This window comes from Mycobacterium sp. ST-F2, assembly GCF_001905655.1.
Taxonomy (GTDB): Bacteria; Actinomycetota; Actinomycetes; order Mycobacteriales; family Mycobacteriaceae; genus Mycobacterium.
This window is the reverse complement of record NZ_JMHT01000022.1, coordinates 35,657-60,867: the sequence shown is the minus strand read 5'-3', so window position 1 is coordinate 60,867 and position 25,211 is coordinate 35,657. Positions and strand designations below refer to the sequence as shown.

The 25,211-nt window shown below is 67.1% G+C and carries 27 protein-coding genes; 20 read left to right on the top strand and 7 right to left on the bottom strand.

All coding sequences use genetic code 11. From position 1 onward, the window contains the following. Positions 1-190: 190 nt before the first annotated feature. From EB75_RS09555 to EB75_RS09545, 3 genes are read left to right on the top strand one after another with little or no spacing between them, the layout of a single operon-like run. Positions 191-793 carry a hypothetical protein gene (locus EB75_RS09555; protein ID WP_073695185.1) on the top strand — a complete coding sequence of 201 codons (603 nt, stop codon included), beginning with the start codon at positions 191-193 and terminating at the stop codon, positions 791-793. After that, positions 793-1,956, top strand: a complete 1,164-nt coding sequence (locus tag EB75_RS09550) for a glutathionylspermidine synthase family protein (RefSeq protein ID WP_073695184.1) — start codon at positions 793-795, stop codon at positions 1,954-1,956. Before EB75_RS09555 ends, EB75_RS09550 begins: the two co-directional genes overlap by 1 nt. A 19-nt stretch (positions 1,957-1,975) precedes the next feature. Further along, complete coding sequence (locus tag EB75_RS09545) at positions 1,976-2,425, top strand: DUF350 domain-containing protein (protein ID WP_029118373.1); 450 nt, start codon at positions 1,976-1,978, stop codon at positions 2,423-2,425. 5 nt (positions 2,426-2,430) lie between these two features. Here EB75_RS09545 and EB75_RS09540 read toward each other — a convergent pair whose 3' ends face one another. Continuing rightward, positions 2,431-2,856 carry a MarR family winged helix-turn-helix transcriptional regulator gene (locus EB75_RS09540; protein ID WP_073695183.1) on the bottom strand — a complete coding sequence of 142 codons (426 nt, stop codon included), beginning with the start codon at positions 2,854-2,856 and terminating at the stop codon, positions 2,431-2,433. A gap of 45 nt (positions 2,857-2,901) precedes the next feature. Between EB75_RS09540 and EB75_RS09535 the strand changes: the two genes are divergently transcribed. From EB75_RS09535 to EB75_RS09520, 4 genes are all read left to right on the top strand, one after another. Further along, positions 2,902-3,591 carry a class I SAM-dependent methyltransferase gene (locus EB75_RS09535; protein WP_073695182.1) on the top strand — a complete coding sequence of 230 codons (690 nt, stop codon included), beginning with the start codon at positions 2,902-2,904 and terminating at the stop codon, positions 3,589-3,591. A gap of 115 nt (positions 3,592-3,706) precedes the next feature. Continuing rightward, positions 3,707-4,450, top strand: a complete 744-nt coding sequence (gene pyrH / locus EB75_RS09530) for a UMP kinase (protein ID WP_073695181.1) — start codon at positions 3,707-3,709, stop codon at positions 4,448-4,450. A 40-nt stretch (positions 4,451-4,490) separates the two neighbouring features. After that, a complete protein-coding gene (gene frr / locus EB75_RS09525; protein WP_073695180.1) occupies positions 4,491-5,048 on the top strand; it encodes a ribosome recycling factor in 558 nt (185 codons plus the stop codon). 20 nt (positions 5,049-5,068) lie between these two features. Beyond that, positions 5,069-5,941: a phosphatidate cytidylyltransferase gene (locus EB75_RS09520; protein WP_073695179.1), complete on the top strand. Its 873-nt coding sequence runs from the start codon at positions 5,069-5,071 to the stop codon at positions 5,939-5,941. Here EB75_RS09520 and EB75_RS09515 read toward each other — a convergent pair. The 3 genes from EB75_RS09515 to EB75_RS09505 are packed head-to-tail and all read right to left on the bottom strand — an operon-like array spanning position 5,832 to position 8,934. After that, positions 5,832-6,797, bottom strand: coding sequence for a DMT family transporter (locus tag EB75_RS09515; protein WP_073695178.1), 966 nt, complete (start codon positions 6,795-6,797; stop codon positions 5,832-5,834). The two genes, EB75_RS09520 and EB75_RS09515, sit on opposite strands and share 110 nt — an antisense overlap. A 41-nt stretch (positions 6,798-6,838) precedes the next feature. After that, complete coding sequence (locus EB75_RS09510; protein ID WP_073695177.1) at positions 6,839-7,657, bottom strand: SMP-30/gluconolactonase/LRE family protein; 819 nt, start codon at positions 7,655-7,657, stop codon at positions 6,839-6,841. Beyond that, complete coding sequence (locus EB75_RS09505) at positions 7,654-8,934, bottom strand: aminotransferase-like domain-containing protein (protein ID WP_073695176.1); 1,281 nt, start codon at positions 8,932-8,934, stop codon at positions 7,654-7,656. The genes EB75_RS09510 and EB75_RS09505 overlap by 4 nt, the downstream gene beginning before the upstream one ends. A gap of 34 nt (positions 8,935-8,968) precedes the next feature. On the opposite strand from EB75_RS09505, the gene EB75_RS09500 reads away from it, so the two are divergent. Together EB75_RS09500 and rlmN are read left to right on the top strand one after the other, a co-directional pair. Further along, entirely contained in the window at positions 8,969-9,595 is a 627-nt protein-coding gene (locus tag EB75_RS09500) for a TetR/AcrR family transcriptional regulator (RefSeq protein WP_168176018.1), read from the top strand. A 103-nt stretch (positions 9,596-9,698) separates the two neighbouring features. Next, complete coding sequence (rlmN, locus tag EB75_RS09495; RefSeq protein WP_073695174.1) at positions 9,699-10,805, top strand: dual-specificity RNA methyltransferase RlmN; 1,107 nt, start codon at positions 9,699-9,701, stop codon at positions 10,803-10,805. Here the strand turns inward: rlmN and EB75_RS09490 are convergent. Together EB75_RS09490 and EB75_RS09485 are read right to left on the bottom strand one after the other, a co-directional pair. Then, on the bottom strand, positions 10,802-11,341 hold the full coding sequence (locus EB75_RS09490) for a TetR/AcrR family transcriptional regulator (protein ID WP_073695173.1): 540 nt from the start codon (positions 11,339-11,341) through the stop codon (positions 10,802-10,804). The genes rlmN and EB75_RS09490 overlap by 4 nt on opposite strands. Before the next feature lie 25 nt (positions 11,342-11,366). Next, complete coding sequence (locus EB75_RS09485; protein ID WP_073695172.1) at positions 11,367-12,707, bottom strand: wax ester/triacylglycerol synthase domain-containing protein; 1,341 nt, start codon at positions 12,705-12,707, stop codon at positions 11,367-11,369. A gap of 142 nt (positions 12,708-12,849) precedes the next feature. Here EB75_RS09485 and EB75_RS09480 point away from each other — a divergent pair, with 142 nt between their 5' ends. From EB75_RS09480 to EB75_RS09465, 4 genes are read left to right on the top strand one after another with little or no spacing between them, the layout of a single operon-like run. Next, complete coding sequence (locus EB75_RS09480; protein ID WP_073695171.1) at positions 12,850-13,227, top strand: ArsR/SmtB family transcription factor; 378 nt, start codon at positions 12,850-12,852, stop codon at positions 13,225-13,227. Continuing rightward, positions 13,224-14,861 (top strand): SulP family inorganic anion transporter, encoded by a 1,638-nt coding sequence (locus EB75_RS09475; protein ID WP_073695170.1) that lies wholly within the window; start codon positions 13,224-13,226, stop codon positions 14,859-14,861. Before EB75_RS09480 ends, EB75_RS09475 begins: the two co-directional genes overlap by 4 nt. 37 nt (positions 14,862-14,898) lie before the next feature. After that, on the top strand, positions 14,899-15,327 hold the full coding sequence (locus EB75_RS09470) for an FHA domain-containing protein (RefSeq protein WP_073695169.1): 429 nt from the start codon (positions 14,899-14,901) through the stop codon (positions 15,325-15,327). Between the two features lie 52 nt (positions 15,328-15,379). Then, positions 15,380-16,123: a YoaK family protein gene (locus EB75_RS09465; protein WP_073695310.1), complete on the top strand. Its 744-nt coding sequence runs from the start codon at positions 15,380-15,382 to the stop codon at positions 16,121-16,123. Between the two features lie 89 nt (positions 16,124-16,212). Here the strand turns inward: EB75_RS09465 and EB75_RS09460 are convergent, their stop codons facing one another. Continuing rightward, positions 16,213-16,467 carry a DUF2631 domain-containing protein gene (locus tag EB75_RS09460; protein WP_073695168.1) on the bottom strand — a complete coding sequence of 85 codons (255 nt, stop codon included), beginning with the start codon at positions 16,465-16,467 and terminating at the stop codon, positions 16,213-16,215. Between the two features lie 252 nt (positions 16,468-16,719). Here EB75_RS09460 and EB75_RS09455 point away from each other — a divergent pair, with 252 nt between their 5' ends. The 7 genes from EB75_RS09455 to EB75_RS09425 all read left to right on the top strand — a co-directional run bounded on the left by EB75_RS09455 (position 16,720) and on the right by EB75_RS09425 (position 25,190). Beyond that, on the top strand, positions 16,720-18,012 hold the full coding sequence (locus EB75_RS09455; RefSeq protein ID WP_073695167.1) for a hypothetical protein: 1,293 nt from the start codon (positions 16,720-16,722) through the stop codon (positions 18,010-18,012). Between the two features lie 42 nt (positions 18,013-18,054). Further along, positions 18,055-19,215 (top strand): 1-deoxy-D-xylulose-5-phosphate reductoisomerase, encoded by a 1,161-nt coding sequence (gene dxr, locus EB75_RS09450; RefSeq protein WP_073695166.1) that lies wholly within the window; start codon positions 18,055-18,057, stop codon positions 19,213-19,215. Further along, positions 19,212-20,447 (top strand): M50 family metallopeptidase, encoded by a 1,236-nt coding sequence (locus EB75_RS09445; protein ID WP_073695165.1) that lies wholly within the window; start codon positions 19,212-19,214, stop codon positions 20,445-20,447. The genes dxr and EB75_RS09445 overlap by 4 nt, the downstream gene beginning before the upstream one ends. Positions 20,448-20,456: 9 nt before the next feature. Then, on the top strand, positions 20,457-21,623 hold the full coding sequence (ispG, locus tag EB75_RS09440; protein ID WP_073695164.1) for a flavodoxin-dependent (E)-4-hydroxy-3-methylbut-2-enyl-diphosphate synthase: 1,167 nt from the start codon (positions 20,457-20,459) through the stop codon (positions 21,621-21,623). 72 nt (positions 21,624-21,695) lie between these two features. Next, a complete protein-coding gene (locus EB75_RS09435; protein WP_073695163.1) occupies positions 21,696-22,550 on the top strand; it encodes a GNAT family N-acetyltransferase in 855 nt (284 codons plus the stop codon). Positions 22,551-22,735: 185 nt separating this feature from the next. Beyond that, positions 22,736-24,577, top strand: coding sequence for a penicillin-binding transpeptidase domain-containing protein (locus tag EB75_RS09430; protein WP_073695162.1), 1,842 nt, complete (start codon positions 22,736-22,738; stop codon positions 24,575-24,577). A gap of 31 nt (positions 24,578-24,608) precedes the next feature. Beyond that, entirely contained in the window at positions 24,609-25,190 is a 582-nt protein-coding gene (locus tag EB75_RS09425; protein WP_020101980.1) for a DUF1707 SHOCT-like domain-containing protein, read from the top strand. Positions 25,191-25,211: the final 21 nt, after the last annotated feature.

The window sequence follows — 25,211 nt, the reverse complement described above, 5'->3', positions numbered from 1 at the left end:
CCGGAGTCAACGGCCGCTTCGCCGGGCGACCAGCCTTATGCTGTCTCACAGGTTGCGTCAATTGGGGGTGTGCATGACTGTCGGGCCCGAGAACGGGGCTGAAAGGCAGCCGTGGAAAGCGTCTGCTCAAGGCAATGGGCCTGATCCCGCCCCGGAGTCCGGTGCGAACGTACCGCCGGTACCTCCGCAGGTGCCCCCGCCGCCACCTCTACCGAATCCCACCCCGGAATTTCCGCCCCCGGCGCCGCCTGCGGAGCCGCAGGGGTCCGTCCGCTGGCAGGATCCGGCCACGGCCAAGCCACGGCCGCCGACCGTCGGTGAGGCGCGGGCGCGGGACAAGGCCAAGAGGGCGCGCGAAGCCGAGGAAGAGATCGAGCGCGTGAAGGCCGAGAAGGCCCGTAAGCGCGCGGCCACCGGTAAGAAGGTGCTCATCGGGTCGGCGGTCGGCGTCGGTGTGGTGGCGGTCGTCGCCGCCGGTTATGCGATCTTCCATCGCGACGACCGGATCGGCGCCTCGTGCGTCAAGGACGGCACCAACGAAGTGGTGCCCGACAGCTACTGCAGCAGCGGCTACAGCTCGGGCGGCAGCACGTTCTTCTACGCCGGATCGTCGTACCGCTACTACTACGGCGGCTCCAACAGCGGTATCGGCAGCATTGCGCACGGCGGCACCCTGACTCTGCCGAAAGGCACAACGGCCACAACGAAATCCGGCACCTCGATCTCCAAGTCGGGGTCGTCGGTGTCGCGTGGTGGGTTCGGCTCGTCGAGCAGCGGAAGCTCCGGTAGCTGATGCGGCGCGAACGCAGCACCCCGCGTCCGGGGTGGCAGAAGATCATTGCCGAACAGGGCATGTGCTTCGACACCCCGGCAGTGAGTGCGGACGGCAGCATGCGGCCGTACTGGGACGAGTCGGTGCACTACGTGTTCGACATGGACGAGGTGCTCTCGATCGAGGCGTCGGTCGAGGTGCTGCATTCGATGTGTCTGGAAGCCGTCGAGAACATCGTGCTGACCGAGCGTTACCGCGACTTCGGGCTCCCCGAGTGGAGCTGGCCGCACATCGAAAAGTCTTGGCGCCGTAGCGATCCGCACCTCTACGGCCGTTTCGACCTACGCTACGACGGGCGCCGGCCCCCGGTGCTGCTGGAGTACAACGCCGACACCCCGACATCACTGCTGGAAGCCGCGATCCTGCAGTGGTACTGGAAGACCGATGTCTTTCCCGCCGACGACCAGTGGAACTCGTTGCACGAGAAGCTGGTGGAACGGTGGAAGGAAATCCAGGATCGGTTGCCCGGCAACGAAACCCACTTCACCTGGTCGTCGGCCGACACCAGTGGCGAGGACAACGTGACGCTGGCCTACCTGCAGGAGTGCGCCGCCGAGGCCGGACTGCACACCGTGGGCCTGGCCATCGAGCAACTGGGCTGGGACCGGGACCTGCAGCGGTTCGTAGACCTGGAAGAGGCGCCGATCTCGACGCTGTTCAAGCTCTATCCCTGGGAATGGGTGCTCGACGACGAATTCGGCAAGTACGCGGCCGAATCCCTGCCGGAGACCATGTGGATCGAGCCGCTGTGGAAGTCGCTGCTGAGCAACAAGGCCATCCTGGCGGTGCTCTGGGAGATGTACCCGGGCCACCCGAATCTGTTGCCGGCGTACATCGACGACCCGCATGAGCTGACCGAATACGTCCGCAAGCCCAAGCTCGGGCGTGAGGGGGCAAACGTCACGATCGTCGGCGCGGGATACGAAACGCAGACCGGCGGCGTCTACGGCGAAGAGGGCTACGTCTACCAGTTGCTCGACCCGCTACCGCAATTCGACGACATGCGTCCTGCCTTGGGGGCCTGGATCGTCGGCGACGAATCTGCCGGACTCGGTATCCGAGAGACCTCGGGCCTGGTCACCGACAACGGCGCAGCTTTTGTGCCCCACCGCATCCCGCAGTGACCGGAAGGAAACGAACTTCATGACCCTCACCGCTCTCGGTAACGACTACTGGTCCATCGTCGGGCACGGCGCGTCGGCCATCGCGCTCTACGCCATCGTCGGCGGCGCGCTGATGATCCTCGGTTTCTTCGTGATCGACTGGACCACGCCGGGTCCGCTGCGCGAGCTGGTCCGGTCGGGGCGGCCGAACGCCGCTGCGGTGGCCGCCTCGGGTGTGGTGTCCATGGCCTTCATCGTGGTGCTGGCCATCTACAGCAGCTCGGGTGACCTGGCGGCAGGTTTGATCAAGACGCTGGTCTTCGGTCTGGTCGGCATTGCCGCGCAGGCACTTTCGGTGCGTCTCATCGGCGCCGTCAAGGGCCTCGACATCGGCGAGATGCTCCATGAGGAGAAGTTCTCTCCCGTCGTGCTCGACGTCGCGGCGTCGTACCTGGCCTTCGGTCTGATCGTCGCCGCCGCGATTCTCTGATCGCCCTATTCGGGCGGCAGCAGGCTGGTCAGCGTCTGGCGGAATTCCCGGCGTTGGGCGGCCGTCATGCCGGCCAGCAGGGCGTCGTCGGCCGCGCGGATTCCGGCGACGGTCTTGCCCAGCAGGGTGCGCCCGGCCCGGGTCAGCTCGGTGGGCCGCGACCGTCCGGCCGCCACGGTCGAGGGTCGGGTGATCAGGTCGCGGTCCTGAAGCGCGCGCACGACGATGTTCATCGCCTGTGGCGATACCCCGATGAAGCGGGCCATCTCGGCGTTGGACATGCCGGAGCGGTTGTCCAGCATGCGTAGGCAGACGTACTGGGGGAAGCTCAGGCCCACGGGTTCAAGCACATTGGCGGTGATGTCGGCGCGCAGCGCATTGGCGATGCGGCTGAGCAGGTAGCCCAGGGGAGCGTCTTCACCTTCGAACATGTCAATTATATTGACATATATCAACCACATTGATAAACCGGAGGTATGACCAGAGCCACTGATGCCATGTTCGAAAGCGCCTACCGCGGCGAGGCTCCCGAAATGGGTGCCCGGCCGCCGTGGAGCATCGGAGTGCCACAGCCCGAGATCGCGGCGCTGATCGAGGCCGGCAAGGTCCACGGCGACGTGCTCGACGCCGGCTGCGGCGAGGCGGCCACCGCGATCTACCTGGCCGAGCGGGGGTTCACGACGGTGGGCCTGGATCAGTCGGCCACCGCCATCGAGCTGGCCCGGGCCGAGGCCGCCAGGCGCGGCGCGCACAGCGCCAGCTTCGACGTCGCCGACATCAGCGACTTCACCGGATACGACGGCCGCTTCGGCACCATCATCGACAGCACCCTGTTCCACTCGATGCCCGTCGAGCTGCGCGACGGTTACCAGCGCTCGATCGTGCGCGCCGCCGCTCCCGGCGCCACCTACATCGTTCTCGTCTTCGACCGCGGCGGCATGCCCGCCGGCCCGGCCAACCCGGTGACCGAGGAGGAGCTGCGCGAGGTCGTCGGCAAGTACTGGGTGATCGACGACATCTCCCCGGCCCGCATCCACGGCAACATGCCCGCCAGCATGGGCGCGCCGGGAACGCCGGGTGCCGGTTTCGCCGACGTCGACATCAGGGACGAGCCGAACGGGCTCAAGTCGGTTCGCGCGTGGCTGTTGCAGGCGCACCTGGGTTAGTCCGCTCTCCAACCGGTTCCACCCTCCTTGCCTCCGGCCCGAGAGTCATGAGGCAGGATGGAGCCGCTGCCGATCGCCGGGGGCAGCTGTGACATGTGGGGACCGAAGGAGTCTGATGGCAGAGGCGGACAACGGTGGCCAGGGTTTGATCCGGCCGGCATACAAGCGGGTGCTGCTCAAGCTCGGCGGTGAGATGTTCGGCGGCGGTGCGGTGGGTCTGGACCCCGACGTCGTCGCTCTGGTGGCCCGGCAGATCGCCGAGGTGGTGCGCGCCGGCGCCCAGGTGGCCGTCGTCATCGGTGGCGGCAACTTCTTCCGCGGCGCGCAGCTGCAGCAGCGCGGTATGGAACGCACCCGCAGCGACTACATGGGCATGCTCGGAACCGTGATGAACAGCCTTGCGCTGCAGGACTTCCTACAGAAGGAAGGCATCGACACCCGCGTGCAGACCGCCATCACCATGGGCCAGGTCGCCGAGCCGTACATCCCGCTACGGGCACGCCGGCACCTGGAGAAGGGGCGCGTGGTCATCTTCGGCGCCGGCATGGGGCTGCCGTACTTCTCGACCGATACCACCGCCGCGCAGCGCGCGTTGGAGATCGGCGCCGAGGTGGTTCTCATGGCCAAGGCCGTCGACGGCGTGTTCACCGCCGACCCGCGTGAGGTGCCCGACGCCCAGATGATCACCGCCATCACTCATCGTGAGGTGTTGGAACGCGACTTGAAGGTCGCCGATGCCACCGCGTTCAGCCTGTGCATGGACAATGGCATGCCGATGCTGGTCTTCAATCTGCTGACCGAAGGCAATATCGCGCGCGCGGTCGCGGGTGAGAAGATCGGAACGCTGGTCTCCAGCTAGAGCTGGGGCCGGGCGAGCGGGACTGACGGGAGAAGATGAAGTGATCGAGGAAACCCTCTTCGATGCCGAAGAGAAGATGGACAAGGCCGTCGCGGTGGCCCGTGACGACTTGGGGGGCATCCGCACCGGGCGGGCGAACCCCGGCATGTTCAACCGGATCAACATCGAGTACTACGGCTCGATGACGCCCATCACCCAGCTGGCGAGCATCAACGTCCCCGAGGCGCGCCTGGTGGTCATCAAGCCCTACGAGGCCAATCAGCTCAAGGCCATCGAGGATTCGATCCGGAACTCGGACCTCGGCGTCAACCCGAGCAACGACGGCAGCGTCATCCGCATCTCCATCCCGCAGCTGACCGAGGAACGCCGTAAGGAACTGGTCAAGCAGGCCAAGGGCAAGGGCGAGGACGCCAAGGTGTCGGTGCGCAACATCCGTCGCAAGGCGATGGACGAGCTGTCCCGCATCAAGAAGGACGGCGAGGCCGGCGAAGACGAGGTCGCACGCGCCGAGAAGGATCTGGACAAGACCACCGCCACCTACACGGCTCAGATCGACGAGTTGGTCAAGCACAAGGAAGGCGAGCTGCTGGAGGTCTAGCACCTCCCAGCCGTGACTTCGTGACCACCGATACCGCTCCGACCGGGGAGCCCAAGAAGACATCGCGCGCCGGGCGCAACCTGCCTGCGGCCATCACCGTCGGCGTCGTCCTGGGCGGCACCGTCATCGCGACGTTGTTGTGGGCCCCGCAGCTGTGGGTGGCGCTGGTGGCGCTGGCCGTCGCCCTGGCCACCCACGAGGTGGTGCGACGGCTGCGTGAAGGCGGATATGCCGTCCCGGTGATTCCGCTGCTGATCGGCGGCCAGGCCATGATCTGGCTGACGTGGCCCTACCGGGAAGCCGGCGCGCTGGGCGCGTTCGGCGCGACGGTGGCGCTGTGCATGATCTGGCGGTTGCTCTCGGGCGGACTGAAATCCGCGCCGGTCAACTACACGCGCGATGTCTCGGTGACGATCTTCCTGGCCGCCTGGGTGCCGCTGTTCGGCGCCTTCACGGCGCTCCTGATCTACCCGCACCAGGGCGGTTACCACGAAGGCGCCATGCAGGTGTTCTGCATGATGCTGGGCGTCGTGGCCTCCGACATCGGTGGCTACACCGCCGGCGTGCTGTTCGGTAAGCACCCGATGGTGCCGGCGATCAGCCCGAAGAAGTCCTGGGAGGGCTTCAGCGGGTCACTGTTGTTCAGCATCATCGTCTCGGTGCTGTCGGTGCACTTCCTTGCCGGCCGTCCGCTGTGGGTCGGCGTGCCGCTCGGCATCATGCTCGTCATCACCGGCACCCTCGGCGACCTGGTGGAATCGCAGGTCAAACGCGACCTCGGGATCAAGGACATGGGCACTCTGCTGCCTGGTCACGGCGGTCTGATGGACCGGATCGACTCGATTCTGCCGTCTGGAGTCGCGGCGTGGCTGGTGCTGGAGCTGCTGGCCTGACGGTCCGCGCCACGGCTCGTGAGTTGAGCCAGCAGGCCAGCGCGCCCAACGCCAGGCCGACCACCACACCCAGGTCCGGCCGTTGCCCCAGCAGCCACCAGGACAGCACGCCGGCGACCGCCGGGATGACCGCGAACAGCATGGCCACCGCGGCGGCGCCGTAGCGATCGATCGCCCGCACGTACAGCGTCATGCACAGTGTCGCGTTGAGCAGCACCACGGCGCCCACCGCGAGGACGGCGGTGTGCAGGTTGGTCACCGTCCAGGGCATGACCGCGGCCAGGATCGCCACCGGGACCAGCGACACGGCGTTCTGCACCGCGGCGGTGGCGCGGAAGTCCACGCCGCGGCAGAACCGCTGCTGGTAGACGCCACCCGAGGCCAGGGCCAGCAGTGCGACGACCAGCAGCACGATCACCGCGTCGACGCCGCCGACCATGAGCAACCGCTGGGCGCATGCGGCCAGTACCGCCAGCGCACCCAGGATCAGGGCGACGACGCGCATGGCCGTCAGCCGTTCGCCCAGAAACACCGCGGCCAGCAGCGCGGTGGCCACCGGGTTCATCGAGATGATCACCGCACCGAGTACCGCTGGGGCACCATGCAGCAGGGCCAGGTACAGGCAGATGAATTGCACGCCCTGGGTCAGGAGCCCGGCGACCAGCACATGTCCCAGCAGGCGCCCAGTGGGCCATTTCACACGCGCGACCAGGGCCCAGCAGCCCAGAATCAGGCCCGCCAGACCGAATCGGAAGACCAGGGTCGCCATCGGTGACATGGCCGAAACTGCAAGGGCGCCAATGGGATAGCCCAACGCATAGAAGAAGGCGAGGACGGTGGCGGGGCGCAGCGGCATGGGCCCATGGTGACCAACCGATGGCCCCGCCGTCCAATCAATTACCCGTCGAGCTCGAGTGCGAGGATGGCGCCTGCTCGGGTGGTGCCGGTGTCCATGGGCGCGACAGAGGTCGAGGCGCAGACATACAGCGTGCGACCGTCCGGGCCGCCGAGCTGGCAGGCCACCGGGTGCCAGTCGCCCGTGCTGATGGCGTGGGTCTCGGCGCCGGTCGGGTCGACGCGGACAACGACATCGGAATTGGGGGAGGCGAACCACACCGCACCGGACGGTTCCGCGCATATCCCGTCGGGGATCCGGCGTCCCAGGTCCGCGAACACCCGCTGGTCGGAGAGGCTGCCGTCGGGAGCTCGGCGAAAACTGGTGAGCCGGCGGGCCAGTGATTCGGCGACGATGAACCGGGTGCCGCCGTCGGTCAGGGCCATGCCGTTGGGCACCAGCACGTCGCCGGACACCACCTCGACCTCGCCACCCGGGTCCACCCTGATGAGTTTCGTCGGAGCGGGACTGCCGCCGTCGTAGTAGTCGAAGCCGATGTCGCCGATGTAGGCGCGTCCGGCGTCGTCGACCAGCATGTCGTTGCTCGGGCCGCGGTGATACGGCGACAGGTCGGCCACCGTCGTGGTGGTCTGACCGTCGTGGCGCAGCAGGGTCCGGTTCCGCATGGACACCACCAGGAGGTCGCCGTCGGGCGTCCAGCCGAGGCCCGACGGCCGGCCTGCGACGTCGAGTACCGGCTCGGCACGGTGCCCGGGCGCCAGCCGGAACACGGTGCCGGCGTGCTGGTCGGAGAACCACAGCGCACCGTCGTGCCAGCGCGGGCATTCGGGGAAGATCAGGCCGTCGGCGATGACCTTCACTTGCTGACCGATTCGCGGATGGCCTCGCCCAGAATCGCTATGCCCCTTCGTATTTCGTCGTCGTCGACGTGACTGTAGGCCAGCCGCAGATACCCGGCGCCGGAGGCTGCGGCGCTGTCGATCATGAACCGCTCACCGGGGCGGAAGGAGACGCCGCCCTCTGCGGACCGGCGCCGCACCTCGCGCCAGTCGACCTGGTCGGACAGCTTGAGCCACAGATAGAAGCCGCCTTCGGGCACCGCGAACGTCACCCAGGGACCACAGTGTTCCCGCACGGCGGCCACGGCCACGTCGAGTTTGCGCCGGTACACGTCGTTGGCGCGGTCGATCTGTTTGTCGAAACCACCCGAGGCGACGAACTGCGCCAGGGCTCGGCAGGTCCACAGGCTCGGGCCCAAGTCCTGACGCACCGAACCCAACGCGGTGATCAGGTCCTGCGGCCCGGTCATCCAGCCGATTCTCAGCGCCGGTGCCACGGTCTTGCTGAAGCCGTGTGACTGCATCACCCGGCCCTGGGTGTCCATGGACAGCAGGGTGGGAATCGGCTCGCCGTGGTAGCGCAGGTCGCCGTAGATATTGTCCTCGATGATGAGGAAGTCGTATTGGTCTGCCAGCTCCAGAATGCGTCGGCGGCGCGGTTCCGACGTCGACACGCAGGTCGGAAGCTGGAACGTGGCAACGATGTACAGCAGCTTGGGGACCACGCCGGCGGCGGCCATCTCCTCGAGGCGTGACTCCAGTGCATCGGTGTCGAGCCCGTCCTGGTCGATGGTCACGGGCCGGATGTCGGCACCCCGCATCTTGGCGTAGCGCAGCGCGTAGGGGAAGGTCGCGGCCTCCACCAGCACTCCGTCGCCCGGGTTGACCAGTGCATTGATCGCCAAGGCGATGGCCTGCACCGACCCGGATGTGATGATCAGGTTGTCGGGGCCCAGGGCGGTGCGCGCGTTGCGCTCACCCAGCCATCGCGCCAGCTCGCGGCGCAGGTGCAGGCTTCCGAGGACCAGTTCGGTGTAGCCGGTGTTGCCGTAGACGATCTGGTCACCGGGTCCGTCGATATCCAGCGACACGTACTCGAGAGCGCGCGCCCCGTCGCGCTTGAGGACGTCGCTCTGCAGCTGGTCGAGCAGGGCAATCGGGAACGTCTCTGCGGACGGAATCCCTTGATCGAAGTTGAAGGTGACCGGCACCGGATCCTGCGGGGGAACGAAGGGTGCCACCCGCGCGATGTCGGATAGGAACTTCTGAACGTCGACCATCTTGCGCGGCTCCTCCATGTCTTGTGCGATGACGCATTTACAGTTGGCTTCGATGAGTGAGGCTGTAGAGGTTCCCGGCAGGCGTCCTGCGGTCCAGCGACGCAGTCAGGTGACGGCGTCCCGGGTGCTCGACGCCGCGCTGGAAATCCTGGCCGAGTCGGGATCGCAGGGTTTGACCATCGTGGCGGTCAGCGAGCGTTCCGGGGTGTCCAATGGCGCCATCTACCACCGCTTCGCCGACCGGCGGCAGCTGCTGGTCGAGGCGCACGCCAGGTTCTTGACGCGGCTCAGCGAATCGAGCGAATACCGTTCGGCGCCTTGGTATTCGGCAAATGACAGGCGGCTGTTCGTGGCCGGCTTCGTCACCATGTTCCTGGACGCCATCGCGGACAATCGGGCCCTGCTCTTCGTGTTCGTCAGCCTTGGCCGCGACGATCCGGACATGTGGGCGGCGGGAGTCACGTGGAGCCGGTCGTTCGCCCGGGATTTCTGCCGTGTGCTCACCGAACGATTCGCGTGCAACGCCGCTGCTGCCGATACCGCGTTCCGGATCGTGTACTCCTACGCATTTCTGCCGGCCGTGTTCGGGGACGACGAGATCACCCCGGTTGCGTTGGATTCTGCCGTTCGCGCCGAGCATCTGACGACGGCCGTGGAGGCTGTCCTGGACCGGCACTGACCGACTCTCTTCCTGAAACCAGAGTGCTCACTCTGGTTTTGTCACACGCTACAACTTGGCGGTGTTCGCACGCAATGGCGGGTGCTGGGATACTGGAGCCGTTATGTCTGCCGAAAGTAAGCCGCTGCCCTTGGTCTTCGAGGCCCCGCGACGCGCCATGCCGCCGCGGCACCTGGCCGACCTCGACGCCGCGGGGCGCATCGAGGCCGTCGCCGAACTCGGATTGCCGAAATTCCGGGCCAAGCAACTCGCGAATCAGTACTACGGCCGCCTGATCGCCGATCCCCGGGAGATGACCGATCTGCCGGCCGCCGTGCGCACTCAGGTTGCGGACGCGCTGTTCCCCGAACTGATCGCGCCGGTGAAACAGATCCAGTGCGACGCCGGAGAGACCCGCAAGACGCTGTGGCGCGCCGTCGATGGCACGACGTTCGAGTCGGTGCTGATGCGCTACCCGCAGCGCAACACCGTCTGCATCTCGTCGCAGGCCGGCTGCGGCATGGCCTGCCCGTTCTGCGCCACCGGCCAGGGCGGTCTGAAGCGGAATCTGTCGACGGCCGAAATCCTCGAGCAGGTGCGGTCGGCGTCGGCGGCCATGCGCAACGAACATGATGGCCGGCTGTCCAACATCGTCTTCATGGGCATGGGCGAGCCGCTGGCCAACTACAACCGGGTGGTGGCCGCCGTGCGCCGGATCACCGCGGCACCGCCGGACGGTTTCGGTATCGGCGCCCGCTCGGTGACGGTCTCGACCGTCGGTCTGGCGCCGGCCATCCGCAAACTCGCCGACGAGAAGCTGGGTGTGACGCTGGCGCTGTCGCTGCACACGCCCGATGACGAATTGCGTGACACCCTGGTGCCGGTGAACAACCGGTGGAAGGTCTCCGAAGTCCTTGATGCCGCACGGTATTACGCGGACGTGACGGGTCGGCGGGTCTCGGTGGAGTACGCGCTGATCCGCGACGTCAACGATCAGCCGTGGCGGGCAGACCTTTTGGGCAAGAAGCTGCACAAGGCGCTGGGTCCGCTGGTGCACGTGAACCTGATCCCGCTGAACCCGACCCCGGGCAGCGAGTGGGACGCCAGCCCGAAGCCGGTCGAGCGGGAGTTCGTGCGCCGGGTGCAGGCTGCCGGCGTGTCATGCACGGTGCGCGATACCCGCGGTCGTGAAATTGCCGCTGCCTGTGGGCAATTGGCGGCGGAAGGTTAGCGCAGCCCGACAGCATGGCGCAGTTGCGCCAGCAGTTGGTCGGTGTCGTCGCTGCGGACGAGGTAGTGCGACACCGCGATCCGGGCCGCGGTGGCGGCCTTCAATTCGGCGTTCGGTCCGGACATCAATTTCTGCAGTCGGTTCCGCATGATGGGAACGACATTGGGCAGCTGGGCGAGCACCGTCTCGGGCTCGACGTCGATGACCCGCACGCCGGAATAGGTCTGCTGGTATTTCACGATGAATTGCAGTGCGGCATCCAGTTTTTCGTTGCCCCGCAGGCCCTCGGTGGCAGCGTTCATGCCGTCGACGAACATATCGCGCTCGTATCGCCCGAACGACTCGAGCAGGGCCTCCTTCGAGGCGAACCAGCGGTACAGGGTGGGGCGGGAGACGCCGGCCTGCGCCGCGACCTCGGACAGGCTCAGCTTCGTCTGCCCCTGACGGGCCAGCACCTCCGCGGTCGCGACCAGGATGCGGTTGGGGGTCGAGGCATCTTCGACCGAGCCGGCCGGAGTGCTCGCGGTACTGTCCACCGTACCGATGGTACTACCCGGTAACTTAGTCGACGGTTCCGGTGAGTCCGAGTTCGGCCAACGCTTTCCGGACGGAATCTGCCAGTGCCGCTTTGGTGTTCGGGTCGCCCGGTTCCCATGCGGTGATGGTCACGAGGATCGACGTCGGGGTCTGGCACGACACCAGGAACAGGTGACCGTTCAACCGTTCGAGGTCCACCGGCGTCAGCCCGGGCTCGACCATGCGGGCCTGGAAACTGCTGGCGTCGGTTCCGTCGGGCCGGTTGAACGCGGCAGGGAACTGTCCGAGGTTCGAGCAACCGATGGGCTTGCCGACCTTGAGCACCATCTTTTCCAGCCGCCGTACCGCGAATTTCGGCACCAGGGGAGTGAGCGGCAGGGGCGTCATCATCATCCGGGTCCACTCGTCGACACCGGCGAGTTCGCGCTTGATCTCGCTCCGCAACTCGGTCAGGTCGGTGCTGACCTTCTCGGGGTCTGCCATCACGGTGATGGTGCTGAGCGCGTTACCCCGGGTGTCACCTTCGGTGCGGATGTTGACAGGGAAGGAGAGCATGGCCCGGCCGTCCTCGCCCAGGCGGCCCACGACCTGCCCGACCCGTGCCGCCAGGGCGGCGAACAGCACGTTGCTGGTTCCGCCAAGGGCTTTCGCGCGCTGACTCCAGTCCTCGATGTCGATCTGGGCGGTGACGAACGGAGGCGTCACCGGCGTGGTGATCCCGCCGGACACCGGTGCCGTCACCGATTTGGCGGACGCGGCCAGATCGTTCTTCTGGTCACGGGCGATCTTGGCGGCTCCGGCGACGGCCCGGAACCAGCTGGGTACCGCCCGCATCGTCTGCCGGAGGTCTTCGCGCCGCGCCTCACGTCGGGACCGGGCCGCGGGCAGCGGGTAGCCGAGGTCGCGGGGTTCTCCGTTGACCGCGTCGGTGACGGCTTCGGAGATGGCCAGACCGTCACCGACGGTGTGCGACACGACGAGCGACACGGCCGCGCCGCCGCCCTCGAGCGGTTGCACGCCCAGGTGCCACGGCGGGCCGTGCTCCGGGTCGACCGGGACCTGACCACGTTCGTTGATCCAGTCGTTCAGTTCGGCGACGGGCCGCGCCTCGGCGGCGACGTCGATATCCAGCGGCCCGGTCGAGCGGACCCACCGGTGCCGGCCGAACGGCAGCGGCGACCGTTCGATGCGGCGGCCCAGCAGACCACCGCTGCCCAGATTGCGGTGCAGGCGGCGCAGCCCATCGAGATCAACCGGATGGTCGTAGATCCAGGTGAATTGGATGAGCGGTCCACGCCCCAGCGCTCGTAAGCCGGTGAAGGACGCCTGATCTCCCAGATCGATTGTGTTGTCGGCTACGGCCATGCGCGAATGTTACCCAGCCAACAATTTTCGGGTTCGTGAGCCTGTGGGTTGGCTGAACGGAACCTGATCCCGTGAATCGGCGGCTGGCTGGCGCGTTATGATGGATTGCGAATTTCATCAATCCATCAAATAGGGGTGTGGCGTGGTCGACAGCGTGCTCGACGGCCCCGAACGGCCGCTCTACGAGATCAAGGCCAACCTCTTCAAGGCGCTGGCGCATCCGGCCCGCATCAGGGTGCTGGAGATCCTGTCCACTTCAGAGGGGCCGACGGCGGTCAGCGACATCCTCGCGGCCAGCGACATCGAGCCGACGCTGCTCTCGCAGCATCTGGCCGTACTCAAACGTCATCACGTGGTCACCGGGTACCGGGCCGGCAATGCGGTGTACTACACGTTGGCCCATCCGAAGATCGCTGAACTGCTGCTCATCGCGCGCACGTTCCTCGCCGATACCCTTGCCACCCAACGCGATCAACTCGATGTCGTCGGCTCACTGCCGCCCATCGGCACCAGCCGATGACCACAGTCAGCGGCGACCGTATTGCCCGGCTGCTGCCGTCGCGCTCGGACTACGCCGGCCTCGGGCGCTCCTGGCGGCGTGATGTCCTCGCGGGAATCACGGTCGGCGTCGTGGCATTGCCCCTTGCCCTGGCGTTCGGTATCAGTTCCGGCGTGGGTGCGGCGGCCGGTCTGGTCACCGCAGTCGTGGCGGGCCTGGTGGCCGCGGTGTTCGGCGGTTCGCACGTGCAGGTGTCCGGCCCGACCGGGGCCATGACCGTGGTCCTGGCGCCGATCGTGGCTCAGTACGGACTGGGCAGCGTCGCAGCGGTCACCATCTTGGCCGGCGTCATCGTCGTGGTCGCCGGGATCACCGGGGTAGGCCGTGCGGTGACCTTCATTCCGTGGCCGGTGATCGAGGGATTCACCCTCGGCATCGCCGTCATCATCTTCCTGCAGCAGGTGCCGGCGGCATTCGGGCAAGCGGCACCGGCCGGACGGTCGCCGCTGGTGGCCGCGGGCGTCGTCGTCTCGCACATCGACATGGGCGCGGCACGGCCCGCGCTGCTCGTCACGGCGCTGGTGGTGGTCCTGATGATCGGGCTGCCCAGACTGCATCCCGCGGTCCCGGCGTCGCTGGTGGCGGTTGTTGCCGCGACCGCACTGGTGACCGGTACCGGATTGCCCGCGCCTCGGATCGGGGGCCTGCCGTCGCGGCTGCCCGCGCCCGTCTGGCCGCACGCCGACCTCGCGGTGCTGCACTCGCTGTTCGGCGCGGCACTGGCGATCGCCGCGCTGGCCGCCATCGAGTCACTGCTGTCGGCGCGCGTGGCGGCGACGATGTCCCCGACCGGGCCCTACGACCCGAACCGCGAACTGGTGGGACAGGGACTGGCGTCGGTCGCCTCCGGGGTGTTCGGCGGCATGCCGGCCACCGGAGCCATCGCCCGTACCGCGGTCAACGTGCGGTCCGGCGCGCGGACCCGCGTCGCGGCGATCGTGCACGCGCTGGTGCTGCTCGCCGTGGTCTATCTGATCAGCGGACTGGTCGGAACCATCCCGTTGGCGGCGCTCTCCGCGGTGTTGATGGTGACGGCGTTCCGGATGATCTCGCCGCACACAGTCACACGGATTCTGCGGTCCACCCGCTCGGACGCGGCAGCATTTCTGCTGACCGCGATCGTGACGGTCTGTTTCGATCTGATCCAAGCCGTCGAGATCGGCATTGCGGCCACGGCGCTGTTCGCGCTGAGAGCGCTGGCCCGGCGCAGCAGCGTCATCCGCGAGGAGCTCCCTGGCCCCTACGTGCCCGGCGACGAGCGCATTGCGTTGCTCAGGCTTGATGGAGCCATGTTTTTCGGTGCGGCCGAACGGATTTCGAATGCAATCACCGACGGCAACCATCCCGAGACGTCGGTCGTGATCATCCGGCTGTCTCAACTCGGCATGCTCGACGCCACCGGCGCGCACACCCTCACCCAGATCGTCGAGGATCTCGAGGCGCGGGGAATCACCGTGATCATCAAAGGGGTCCGGCCCGAACACCGCGACCTGCTCGCGGGTGTCGGGATCATCGACTCCCTGCGCCACGAGAACCATCTCATCGACACCCTGGACGCTGCCGTCGCCCACGCCCGCAGCCACACCACCAGGTAGAGCCCCAGAATCCCATCGAGTCAAAGGAATCCCCGTTATGAGTCTGACCGACCACACGAATGTCAGCGATGACGTCACCGTCCACACCACGGCCGTGCACCGTGTCCTCGGCGCACCGACCAAAGCCACCGCCGCGCACCAGAAGGCCTCCGAGATCCTCCCGGGCTCGGGCGTCCTCGTGATCACCCGCGGCCCCGGTGCCGGGGGACGCTTCCTGCTGGCCGACGACGTCGTCGACGCCGGCCGGCACCCTGACAGCGCGGTGTTTCTCGACGACATCACGGTCAGCCGTCACCATGCCGAAATCCGTTGGCTCGACGACGAATACTGGATCGTCGACGCCGGCAGCCTGAACGGCGTCTACGTCAACGGCAACCAGGTCCAGTCCCTCCCGCTCACCACAGGTGACGAAATCCAGATCGGCAAGTTCCGCCTCACCTTCGCCTGCCGGCCACTGGACCGCTGATTACCGGACCGATCTGCCCGGTATCGCGACCCGCGCTGTACATAATGTGCCGGTGGAAGAGCAGTCGCCCGACAGGGTTGTGAGCAAGGAAGCCGCCATCGGACCGGAGGCACGCTTGTCGTGGCTGCTGTCGTGGTTGGCCGGCATGATCGGCGCGGTCGCGTTCCTGCACAGCGCCGGATACTTCGTCACCTTCATGACGGGCAACACCGAACGCGCGGTGCTGGGCTGGTTCGACGTCGCGGGGCGGCAGAAGGTGTCCGGGGCCGGGCCGCAGGCGGCGCTGTGGTTGATGGCCTGCTTCCTGGCAGGGGTGTTCGTCGCCTCGTTCCTGCGGCGGCGGTACTGGCAGAACCATCCCCACGGCGCCACGGCGCTGGTCACCGTCGGCCTGTTGGTGGCGTCGGTTGTCGAGCTGTACGAGGACGGCTGGTACTACGAGGACGTCAACTTCACGGGCATCCTCATCATCTGTTTCTCGGTGGGCGCCCTCAACACCAGCTTCGTCAAGAACGGTGAAGTCGCGGTACCGCTGAGCTACGTCACCGGAACTGTCGTCAAGCTGGGGCAGGGGCTGGAACGTCATATCTGTGGCAAGGGCACCGTCTACGACTGGCTGGGTTACCTCGCCCTGTTGGCGTCGTTCATGGTCGGCGCGGCCGTGGGCGGTGGGCTGGCCGAGCGGGTGACGGGGCCTCAGCTCATCGGGTCGGTCGGATTGATCTGTGGCGCAACGACAATCGTCACGTTCTTCCATTCGGACAAGAGGCACCGGGCGCCGGAGCCCGCAGCGTAGGACCCGTCAACGACAAAGGCCACGAACTCGAGGAGAGTTCGTGGCCTTTGTCGTAAGGACTTTCGTGGCCTTTGTCGTAAGGACTGTGGTCAGCGGATCCAGCCGCGACGACGCAGCCACCAGCCGCGGACGACGATGATCAGGAGCAGGATGGCGAAGCCGATCAGCCAAGCGTCCTCGACGTGGCCGACGTGGTTACCGCGCAGCATCACCAGCAGGAAGATGGCGGACAGGATGCCACCGGCCTGAATGACGCCGCGGTTCATCTTCGACCAGCCCCACTCGGCGGAGGGGACGTCCTCGACATCGACGCCGGTGCTTCGTTCGACCTCGGTGGTGGCCACGGCTACTCCTTAACGATCCGATGGATTGCGCACATTCTTGCATACGACGCACCGTCGTAGTCGCGCGGTGATCGACTCGGCCGATACTGGTTTGCCAGGGCGGGGCGGGCGCATGCCATCTGACGGTGAATGACGTTCCCTGCGAAACAATTTGCGTGTGGCCGCCGGAGTTCGAAATTTTGCTCGCGCAGGCTACGGGTATGTGTACGGTCCACCTGACGAGTTCGGCAGGGTGAACGGGAAAGGCGGCCCATGAACGCGAAACCTCGCACTGTGTTGTGCGGTGCGGCCATCATGCTGCTGATTGCCGGCTGCTCCTCGGGTGGTGCCGCGTCGCGCGTCTCCACTCCGGTTCAGACTCCGGCTGCCGCGTCGCCGACCACGGCGGCAAGCAGCGCGCCGGCCGCACCGCAGACTGTGGAACTGGCTCAGTCCGACTCTGGTGAGTACTACGGCGGCACCTACTACACGGGATGTCAGCACTACCTGAACTCTGGTGATGTGAAGCCGCCTCAGGTGTTCGACACCGAGACCGGCCGATTCATCGCTGCACCCATGCCGCAGCTGCCGGCAGGCGAGCAGCTCAACCGGTCGTCGTGTGCGCTCACCGGGACTGCGCCAGATCTGAAGATCGCCTACGTCTACGACACCACCAAGCCGGCAAGTGGCCTCAACCCCCGCGTGGACAAGAAGACGGCCTACCTGTTCGACCTGCATTCGGCGGCTCCGCTGGCGACGGCCGATGTCGGCGACCTCGGGTGGAGCAAGATCGTCGGGACGTCGACCGGTGCGGTGATGACGGGCAATGAACCCAGTAGCTCCGGATTTCGCACGGAGGTGCTGTCGAACAAGGACCTTTCGGTGCTGTGGACCGATCCAGACGCCGTTCAGGAATCGGACGACAGCGTCCTCGCGTTCAAGCGCATCGATCCGAGGGCCTTCGTCGGTGTCGAGTTGCGATCTCCTGACGGAGAGAGCCTCTACAAGACGGCGCTTGCGCGTGACATCGTCGTCAAGACGGTGACGGACGGGACGGTCCACCTCGCGCAGCTGGAGATTCAGAAGGAAGTCGGGGTGCTGGTCACCAGCTTCTTCGACGTCAAGAACCGGACACTGCTGAACATCAACGGATCCACCGAGGTCGCCGTGCCCGGATTTCTGACGAGTTGGGGTGCCACGGTGTCCGACGGGCACCTCTTTCTCGATGGGGGGAAGTCGGGCCTACTGCTGTGGAATCTGGTCACCCAGCAGGTCGAGTTCCAGAAGTCGGCAGACGAACTCAAGAACCTCGACATCAACCGGGTGACGTATTACGGCGGATACCTGTATCTGGCGACCAACGCCGGTGACCCGCCGTTTTCCGTCTTCAAACTCCCGGATACCGAGAAGGCTGTCGCGACGCAGTGGACATCCCGGCCGATGAGCCGGATCAACGGTTGGACATTGTTGTGCCGCAACGAGATTCGCGACCATGCGCTCGGCACCTGTGGCGCGCAGGTGCTGACGAAGGACCAGAACGGCGCGTATCCCGGTCCGTGGTTCTAGGCGCCCCTTCTGGGACCGCGGACCGGGCGGCACAATAGAGACGTGAGTGAGCGGCTACGAGTCCTGGTGCTCGGCAGTACCGGGTCGATCGGTACCCAGGCCCTGGAGGTGATCGCCGCCAACCCCGACCGGTTCGAGATCGTCGGTCTGGCGGCCGGCGGCGGTAACGCCGAACTGCTGGCCCGGCAGCGCGCCGCGACGGGCGTCACCAACATCGCGGTCGCTGATACCGCCGCGGCCGAGCGCATCGGAGACGTCACCTACGCGGGCGCCGACGCGGCGACCCGGCTGGTCGAGGAGACCGAGGCGGACGTCGTCCTGAACTCCCTGGTCGGTGCGCTGGGGCTGAAGCCGACGCTGGCCGCGCTGCACTCGGGTGCCCGGCTTGCCCTCGCGAACAAGGAGTCCCTGGTCGCCGGCGGGCCACTGGTGCTCAAGGCGGCGCAGCCCGGGCAGATCGTGCCCGTCGACTCCGAGCATTCGGCGCTGGCGCAGTGTCTGCGTGGTGGCACGGCCGACGAGGTGGCCCGGCTGGTGTTGACGGCGTCGGGCGGGCCGTTCCGGGGCTGGTCGGCCGCTGCCCTCGAGGACGTCACCCCCGAGCAGGCGGGTGCGCACCCGACCTGGTCGATGGGCCCCATGAACACCTTGAACTCCGCGTCGCTGGTCAACAAGGGACTGGAACTCATCGAGACCCACCTGCTGTTCGGCATCGACTACGACCGCATCGACGTCGTGGTGCATCCGCAGTCCATCGTGCACTCGATGGTCACTTTCACCGACGGCTCGACGCTGGCGCAGGCCAGCCCGCCCGACATGAAGCTGCCCATCGCGCTGGCGCTGGGCTGGCCGGCCCGCGTCCCGGGCGCCGCCCTCGCCTGCGACTGGACCACGGCGTCGACCTGGGAATTCGAGCCGCTGGACGACGAGGTCTTTCCCGCGGTCCGGCTGGCCCGTGAGGCCGGCACCCGCGGCGGCTGTCTGACCGCGGTGTACAACGCCGCCAACGAAGAGGCGGCAGCGGCTTTCCTCGACGGCCGGATCGGGTTCCCGGCAATCGTGCGGACCGTTGCCGACGTGCTGGGAGCTGCGGATCAATGGGCTGCCGAACCCAGTACCGTGGATGACGTACTTGATGCGCAGGATTGGGCCCGGGACCGGGCGCGGCGCATCGTCGCACAGGAGGTCGTGCCCGCCCGATGATGTTCGTGATCGGCATTGCGCTCTTCGCGCTGGCCATTCTGGTGTCGGTGGCCCTGCACGAGTGCGGCCACATGTGGGTGGCCCGCGCCACCGGCATGAAGGTGCGTCGCTACTTCGTCGGCTTCGGCCCGACGCTGTGGTCCACGCACCGGCCCAACAAGCTCGGCACCACGGAATACGGCCTCAAGGCCGTCCCGCTCGGCGGCTTCTGCGACATCGCGGGCATGACGTCGGTCGACGAGATCGCGCCACAGGACGAGCCCTACGCGATGTACAAGCAGAAGGTGTGGAAGCGCGTCGCCGTGCTCTTCGCCGGACCCGCCATGAATTTCATCATCGGACTGGTGCTGATCTACAGCATCGCCGTCGTGTGGGGCCTGCCCAACCTGCACCCGAACACCTCCGCGGTGATCGGTGAGACCGCTTGCGTCGCACCGCAGATCGCCAAGACGGGCGACGACCCGTTCGGCCCGTGCCCGCATCCGGGTGCCGGCCCCGCCGCGGCGGCGGGCCTGAAGGCCGGTGACACCGTCGTCAAGGTCGGCGACAAGCCGGTCGGCACGTTCGAGGAGATGGCGAAGGCCATCCGCGGCATGAGTGGCGCCGTCCCCGTTGTCTACGAACGCGGCGGCCAGACGTTCACCACCACCGTGAACGTCGAGCAGACGCAGCGGTTCACCGACAAGGAAGCCGCGACGGCGGCACAGGTCGGGGCCATCGGCGTCACCGCGGCGCCGCTGCCCGGGCCGACGCGGTACAACCCGCTGACCGCCGTGCCCGCGACCTTCACCTTCACCGGTGACCTGGCCGTCGAACTCGGCAAGTCCCTGGCGAAGATCCCGACCAAGGTCGGTGCGCTGGTGCACTCGATCACCGGCGGCGAGCGCGACAAGGAAACCCCGATCAGCGTGGTCGGCGCCAGCATCATCGGCGGCGACACCGTCGACCACGGGCTGTGGGTGATGTTCTGGTTCTTCCTGGCGCAGCTGAACTTCGTCCTGGGCGCGGTGAACCTGCTGCCGCTGCTGCCGTTCGACGGTGGACACATCGCGGTCGCGGTGTTCGAGAAGATCCGCAATATGATTCGCGCGTCCCGTGGCAAAGTGGCCGCGGCGCCGGTGAACTACCTCAAGCTGATGCCGGCCACGTATGTGGTGCTGGTGGTGGTCGGTGGCTACATGCTGCTGACCGTGACGGCAGACCTTGTGAACCCCATTCGAATCTTCCAGTAGGAGACCGTGATGACCTCCATCGGTTTGGGCATGCCAGGCGTTGGAAGTGAACCGCCGGCCCCGCCGACCCTGGCACCGCGCCGCAAGACCCGTCAGCTGATGGTGCGCGACGTCGGCGTCGGCAGCGACTACCCGATCGCGGTGCAGTCGATGTGCACCACCAAGACGCACGACGTGAACTCGACGCTGCAGCAGATAGCCGAGCTGACCGCGTCGGGCTGTGACATCGTGCGCGTGGCCTGTCCGCGGCAGGAAGACGCCGACGCGCTGGCCGAGATCGCCCGGCACAGCCAGATTCCGGTGATCGCCGACATCCACTTCCAGCCCAAGTACATCTTCGCGGCCATCGATGCCGGATGTGCCGCGGTGCGCGTGAACCCGGGCAACATCAAGGAGTTCGACGGCCGGGTCAAGGAGGTCGCCAAGGCCGCCGGTGCCGCGGGCATCCCGATCCGCATCGGCGTCAACGCCGGTTCGCTGGACCCCCGCCTGCTGGAGAAGTACGGCAAGGCCACCCCTGAGGCGCTGGTCGAGTCGGCGCTGTGGGAGGCCTCGCTGTTCGAGGAGCACGGCTTCGGCGACATCAAGATCAGCGTCAAGCACAACGACCCTGTGATCATGGTCGAGGCCTACCGCCAGCTGGCCGCCAAGTGCGACTACCCGCTGCACCTCGGCGTCACCGAGGCCGGCCCGGCATTCCAGGGCACCATCAAGAGCGCCGTCGCATTCGGTGCGCTGCTGAGCGAGGGCATCGGCGACACCATCCGGGTGTCGCTGTCCGCGCCGCCGGTCGAAGAGGTCAAGGTCGGCAACCAGATCCTCGAGTCGCTGAACCTGCGGCCGCGCGGTCTGGAGATCGTGTCGTGCCCGTCGTGCGGCCGCGCTCAGGTCGACGTCTACAAGCTCGCCAACGCGGTGTCCGCGGGCCTCGATGGGCTGGACGTGCCGCTGCGCGTCGCCGTGATGGGTTGCGTCGTGAACGGGCCGGGTGAGGCCCGCGAGGCCGACCTCGGCGTGGCGTCCGGCAACGGCAAGGGCCAGATTTTCGTGCGTGGTGAGGTGATCAAGACCGTCCCCGAGTCACAGATCGTCGAGACCCTGATCGAAGAGGCCATGCGGATCGCGGCCGAGTCCGGCAATGATGCGAGCGGTTCGCCCGTCGTCACCGTAAGCTGAGCACAGCCTTGTGATTGCGGTCACGAGCCCGTCCCCATAGCAAACAGGTCACACTCACGAGAAGGTCGGTGAATGTCGGCACCTCCACTGTTCCGGATCGCAGATGCGCGCCGGATATCAGTGGTGCGCGAAGTCGCCCAGGTCCAGCAGGTCTTCGACGAGGATCCGGTGGGCGCCTGCATGGTGGCCGCCCGGGTCGGCGACCACGGGCTGGATCCGGTGGCGATCGGTGGCGAGCTGTGGACCCGGAGCGTGCCCACCGAATCGCTGTGCTTCGCCGGCGTGAACCTCATCCCGATGCGGGGGACCGCGGCCGACATGATGGTGTTCGCCGACAAGGTGATGAGTGCCCCGCGGCGGTGTTCGTCGCTGGTGGGCCGTGCCGAGTTGGTGCTGCCGATGTGGCAGCAACTGGCCCAGGTGTGGGGTCCGGCCCGCGAGGTTCGGGACTGCCAGCCGTTGCTGACGCTGTCTGAGGCCCCGCAGTGTGCGATAGACCCCGCGGTGCGTCCGGTCCGGATGGACGAGTTGGACGCGTATGTCGTTGCGGCAGTGGAGATGCTCATCGGTGAGGTGGGCGTGGACCCGCGCATGGGCGACGGTGGCCGCGGCTACCGTCGTCGGCTGGCCGGGCTGATCGCCTCCGGGCGCGCCTGGGCGCGGTTCGAGGACGGCCAGGTCGTGTTCAAGGCCGAGATCGGGGCCCAGACGTCGCGGGTCGGCCAGATTCAGGGTGTGTGGGTGCATCCGGAGTGGCGCGGGCGTGGTCTCGGTGCGGCCGGGACCGCGACGCTGGCTGCGGCGGTGCTGCGCAGCGGCCGGATACCCAGCCTCTACGTCAACGATTTCAATACCCCGGCCCGAGCCATCTACCGCCGGATCGGGTTCAGCCAGTTGGGCACGTACGCAACGGTGTTGCTGGACTGACGTTTTCGCGCCCGACATGCGCGTTGTGTACGCGACACGCCGGGCGGGCGGTATGGAACGTCGATCTCGAGGTAGCCGCCGGGGCCGGCATAGCTCACAATCTGGCGTATCTCACAAAACTGTCACGGTTGTGTCTCGGTGTGCCTCCGCGCCACCGGCTTGTCACACTTCTAACATCAGCCCCAATGGCAACTCCAATATGGCTGCACACATCATCCGTTTCACGCTCGGCCGCGTTGTTGTCGGTCGTGGCGGTCGCAGGAGCCTTCGCCATGGGAGGGCTGACGGCCTGCACCCCCAAGCCCAACGGCCCCGAGCCCACCGCGCAGGCGTTCTTCACCGCCCTCGGCCGCGGGGACACCGGCGCCGCCGCTGAACTCTCCGACAAGCCCAATGACGCCCGCACGGCGATCAACCAGGCCTGGTCGGGGCTGCAGGCCACCAAGCTCGACGCGCAGGTTCTCGGTTCCAAGTACACCCAGGACACCGGCAAGATCACCTACCGCTACACCTGGCATCTGCCCAAGGACCGCACGTGGTCCTACACGGGCCAGCTGAACATGATCCGGCAGGACGGCCGGTGGCAAGTCCGTTGGGGCAGCACGGATTTGCATCCCAACCTGGGAGAGCATCAGAGCTTCCAGCTGCGCGCCGACCAGCCCATCCGAGCCTCGGTCAACGAGCTCGGCGGCACGAACGTTCTGGTACCCGGGTACCGCTATCACTACGCACTGAGTGCGCGCGCCGCCGCCGGTGACCTGATGCGGACGTCTCGCGTCGTCGCCGATACCTTGCGTCAGTTCGACGGCACGCTGGACGCCCAGCGGCTTGCCGAACAGGCCAGTTCATCGACCGAACCGCTGGACCTGATCACGCTGCGGCGTGAGGACAACGATCGGATTTCGCCGGCACTCGGGCATCTTCCCGGCGTGGTGATCACCCCGCAGCCGGAGATGGTGCCCACCGATCCCCGGTTCGCGCCGGCCATCGTCAGCGAGGTCAAGAAGCAGGTCGCCGATCAGCTGGTCGGGCAGCCCGGGTGGCGCGTCGTCAGCGTCAACCAGAACGGTGCCGACATCGACGTACTCAACGAGGTGCCGGGCAAGCCGGCGCCGTCGATCACCATCAGCCTGGACCGCAACGTGCAGAACGCCGCCCAGGATGCGGTGAACATGGTGGGCCGCAAGGCGATGATCGTCGCGATCAAGCCGTCGACCGGTGAAATCCTGGCCGTGGCGCAGAACGCGGCGGCCGACGTCGACGGCCCGACCGCCACCATGGGCCTGTACCCACCGGGGTCGACGTTCAAGATGGTCACCGCCGGCGCTGCCATCGAAACCGACATGGCCGGACCCAACACGCTGCTGGGCTGCCCCGGCACCATCGACATCGGGCATCGCACCATCCCGAACTACGACCGGTTCGACCTCGGCGTCGTCCCGATGTCTAGGGCCTTCGCCAACTCGTGCAACACCACGTTCGCCGAGCTGGCCAGCCGGATGCCGCCGCGGGCCCTGACGAACGCGGCGGCACAGTACGGCATCGGCGCCGACTACCAGGTCGCCGGCATCGACACCGTCACCGGAAAGGTGCCGCCCACGGTCAACCTGGCCGAGCGCACCGAGGACGGTTTCGGCCAGGGCAAGGTCGTGGTCAGCCCGTTCGGAATGGCGCTTGCCGCGGCGACCGTCGCGGCCGGGAAAACTCCGCTGCCGCAGTTGATCGAAGGTCGTCCCACCACGGTGACCGGCAACACCGCACCCATCACCCCGAAGATGGTCGACGGTCTGCGGCCCATGATGCAGCTGGTGGTGACCAACGGCACCGCCAAGGACCTGCGCGGCAGCGGCGACGTGCGCGGGAAGACCGGTGAAGCCGAATTCTCGGGCGGCTCGCACGCCTGGTTCGCCGGTTACCGCGGTGACATGGCCTTCGCGGCCCTGATCGTCGGCGGCGGCGGTTCGGAGGCCGCGGTCCGGATGTGCCGGGACATGTTCAAGGGATTGCCGCCCGATTACCTGGCCTGACCGACGACGTTGGTCTGGGTAGCCTGTTTGGATGACCAACAGCGACGAGATCGCGGTCCTGCGCGTCTCTGACGCGGACCGCAACGGCACGCTCCGGCGCCTGCACAACGCGGTGGCGCTGGGGCTCATCGACATGGACGAGTTCTCTGAACGTTCCGCGCTGGTCGCCCTGGCCCGTCAACAGGCCGAGCTGGCGGTGCTGGTCGGCGACCTGCCCGCGCCCAACGCCATCGTGACGGGTTCTGCGGATCGCGTGGAGCTGCGCGGGGTCATGGGATCGCTCAAGCGGCAGGGCGAATGGGTCGTGCCGACCCGGCTCGCGCTGGTCCGCCGCGTCGGTTCGATCGACCTGGACCTGACGCGGGCCCGGTTCGGGGGGCCCATCGTTGTGATCGAGCTCGATCTCAAGTTCAGCTCCCTGGACCTGCGGCTGCCCGACGGTGCCAGCGCGTCCATCGACGACGTCGAGGTGGCCGTCGGCAGTGCCACCGACCACCGCAAGGACGCGCCGGCCGACGGGACACCGCACGTCATCCTGACGGGGCGGGTGGTGTTCGGGTCGGTCGACATCCGCGGGCCGCGCCGAACCTGGTTCGGCCGCGGCGACCGGTAGCCGCGGCGCCCGTTAAGCTGG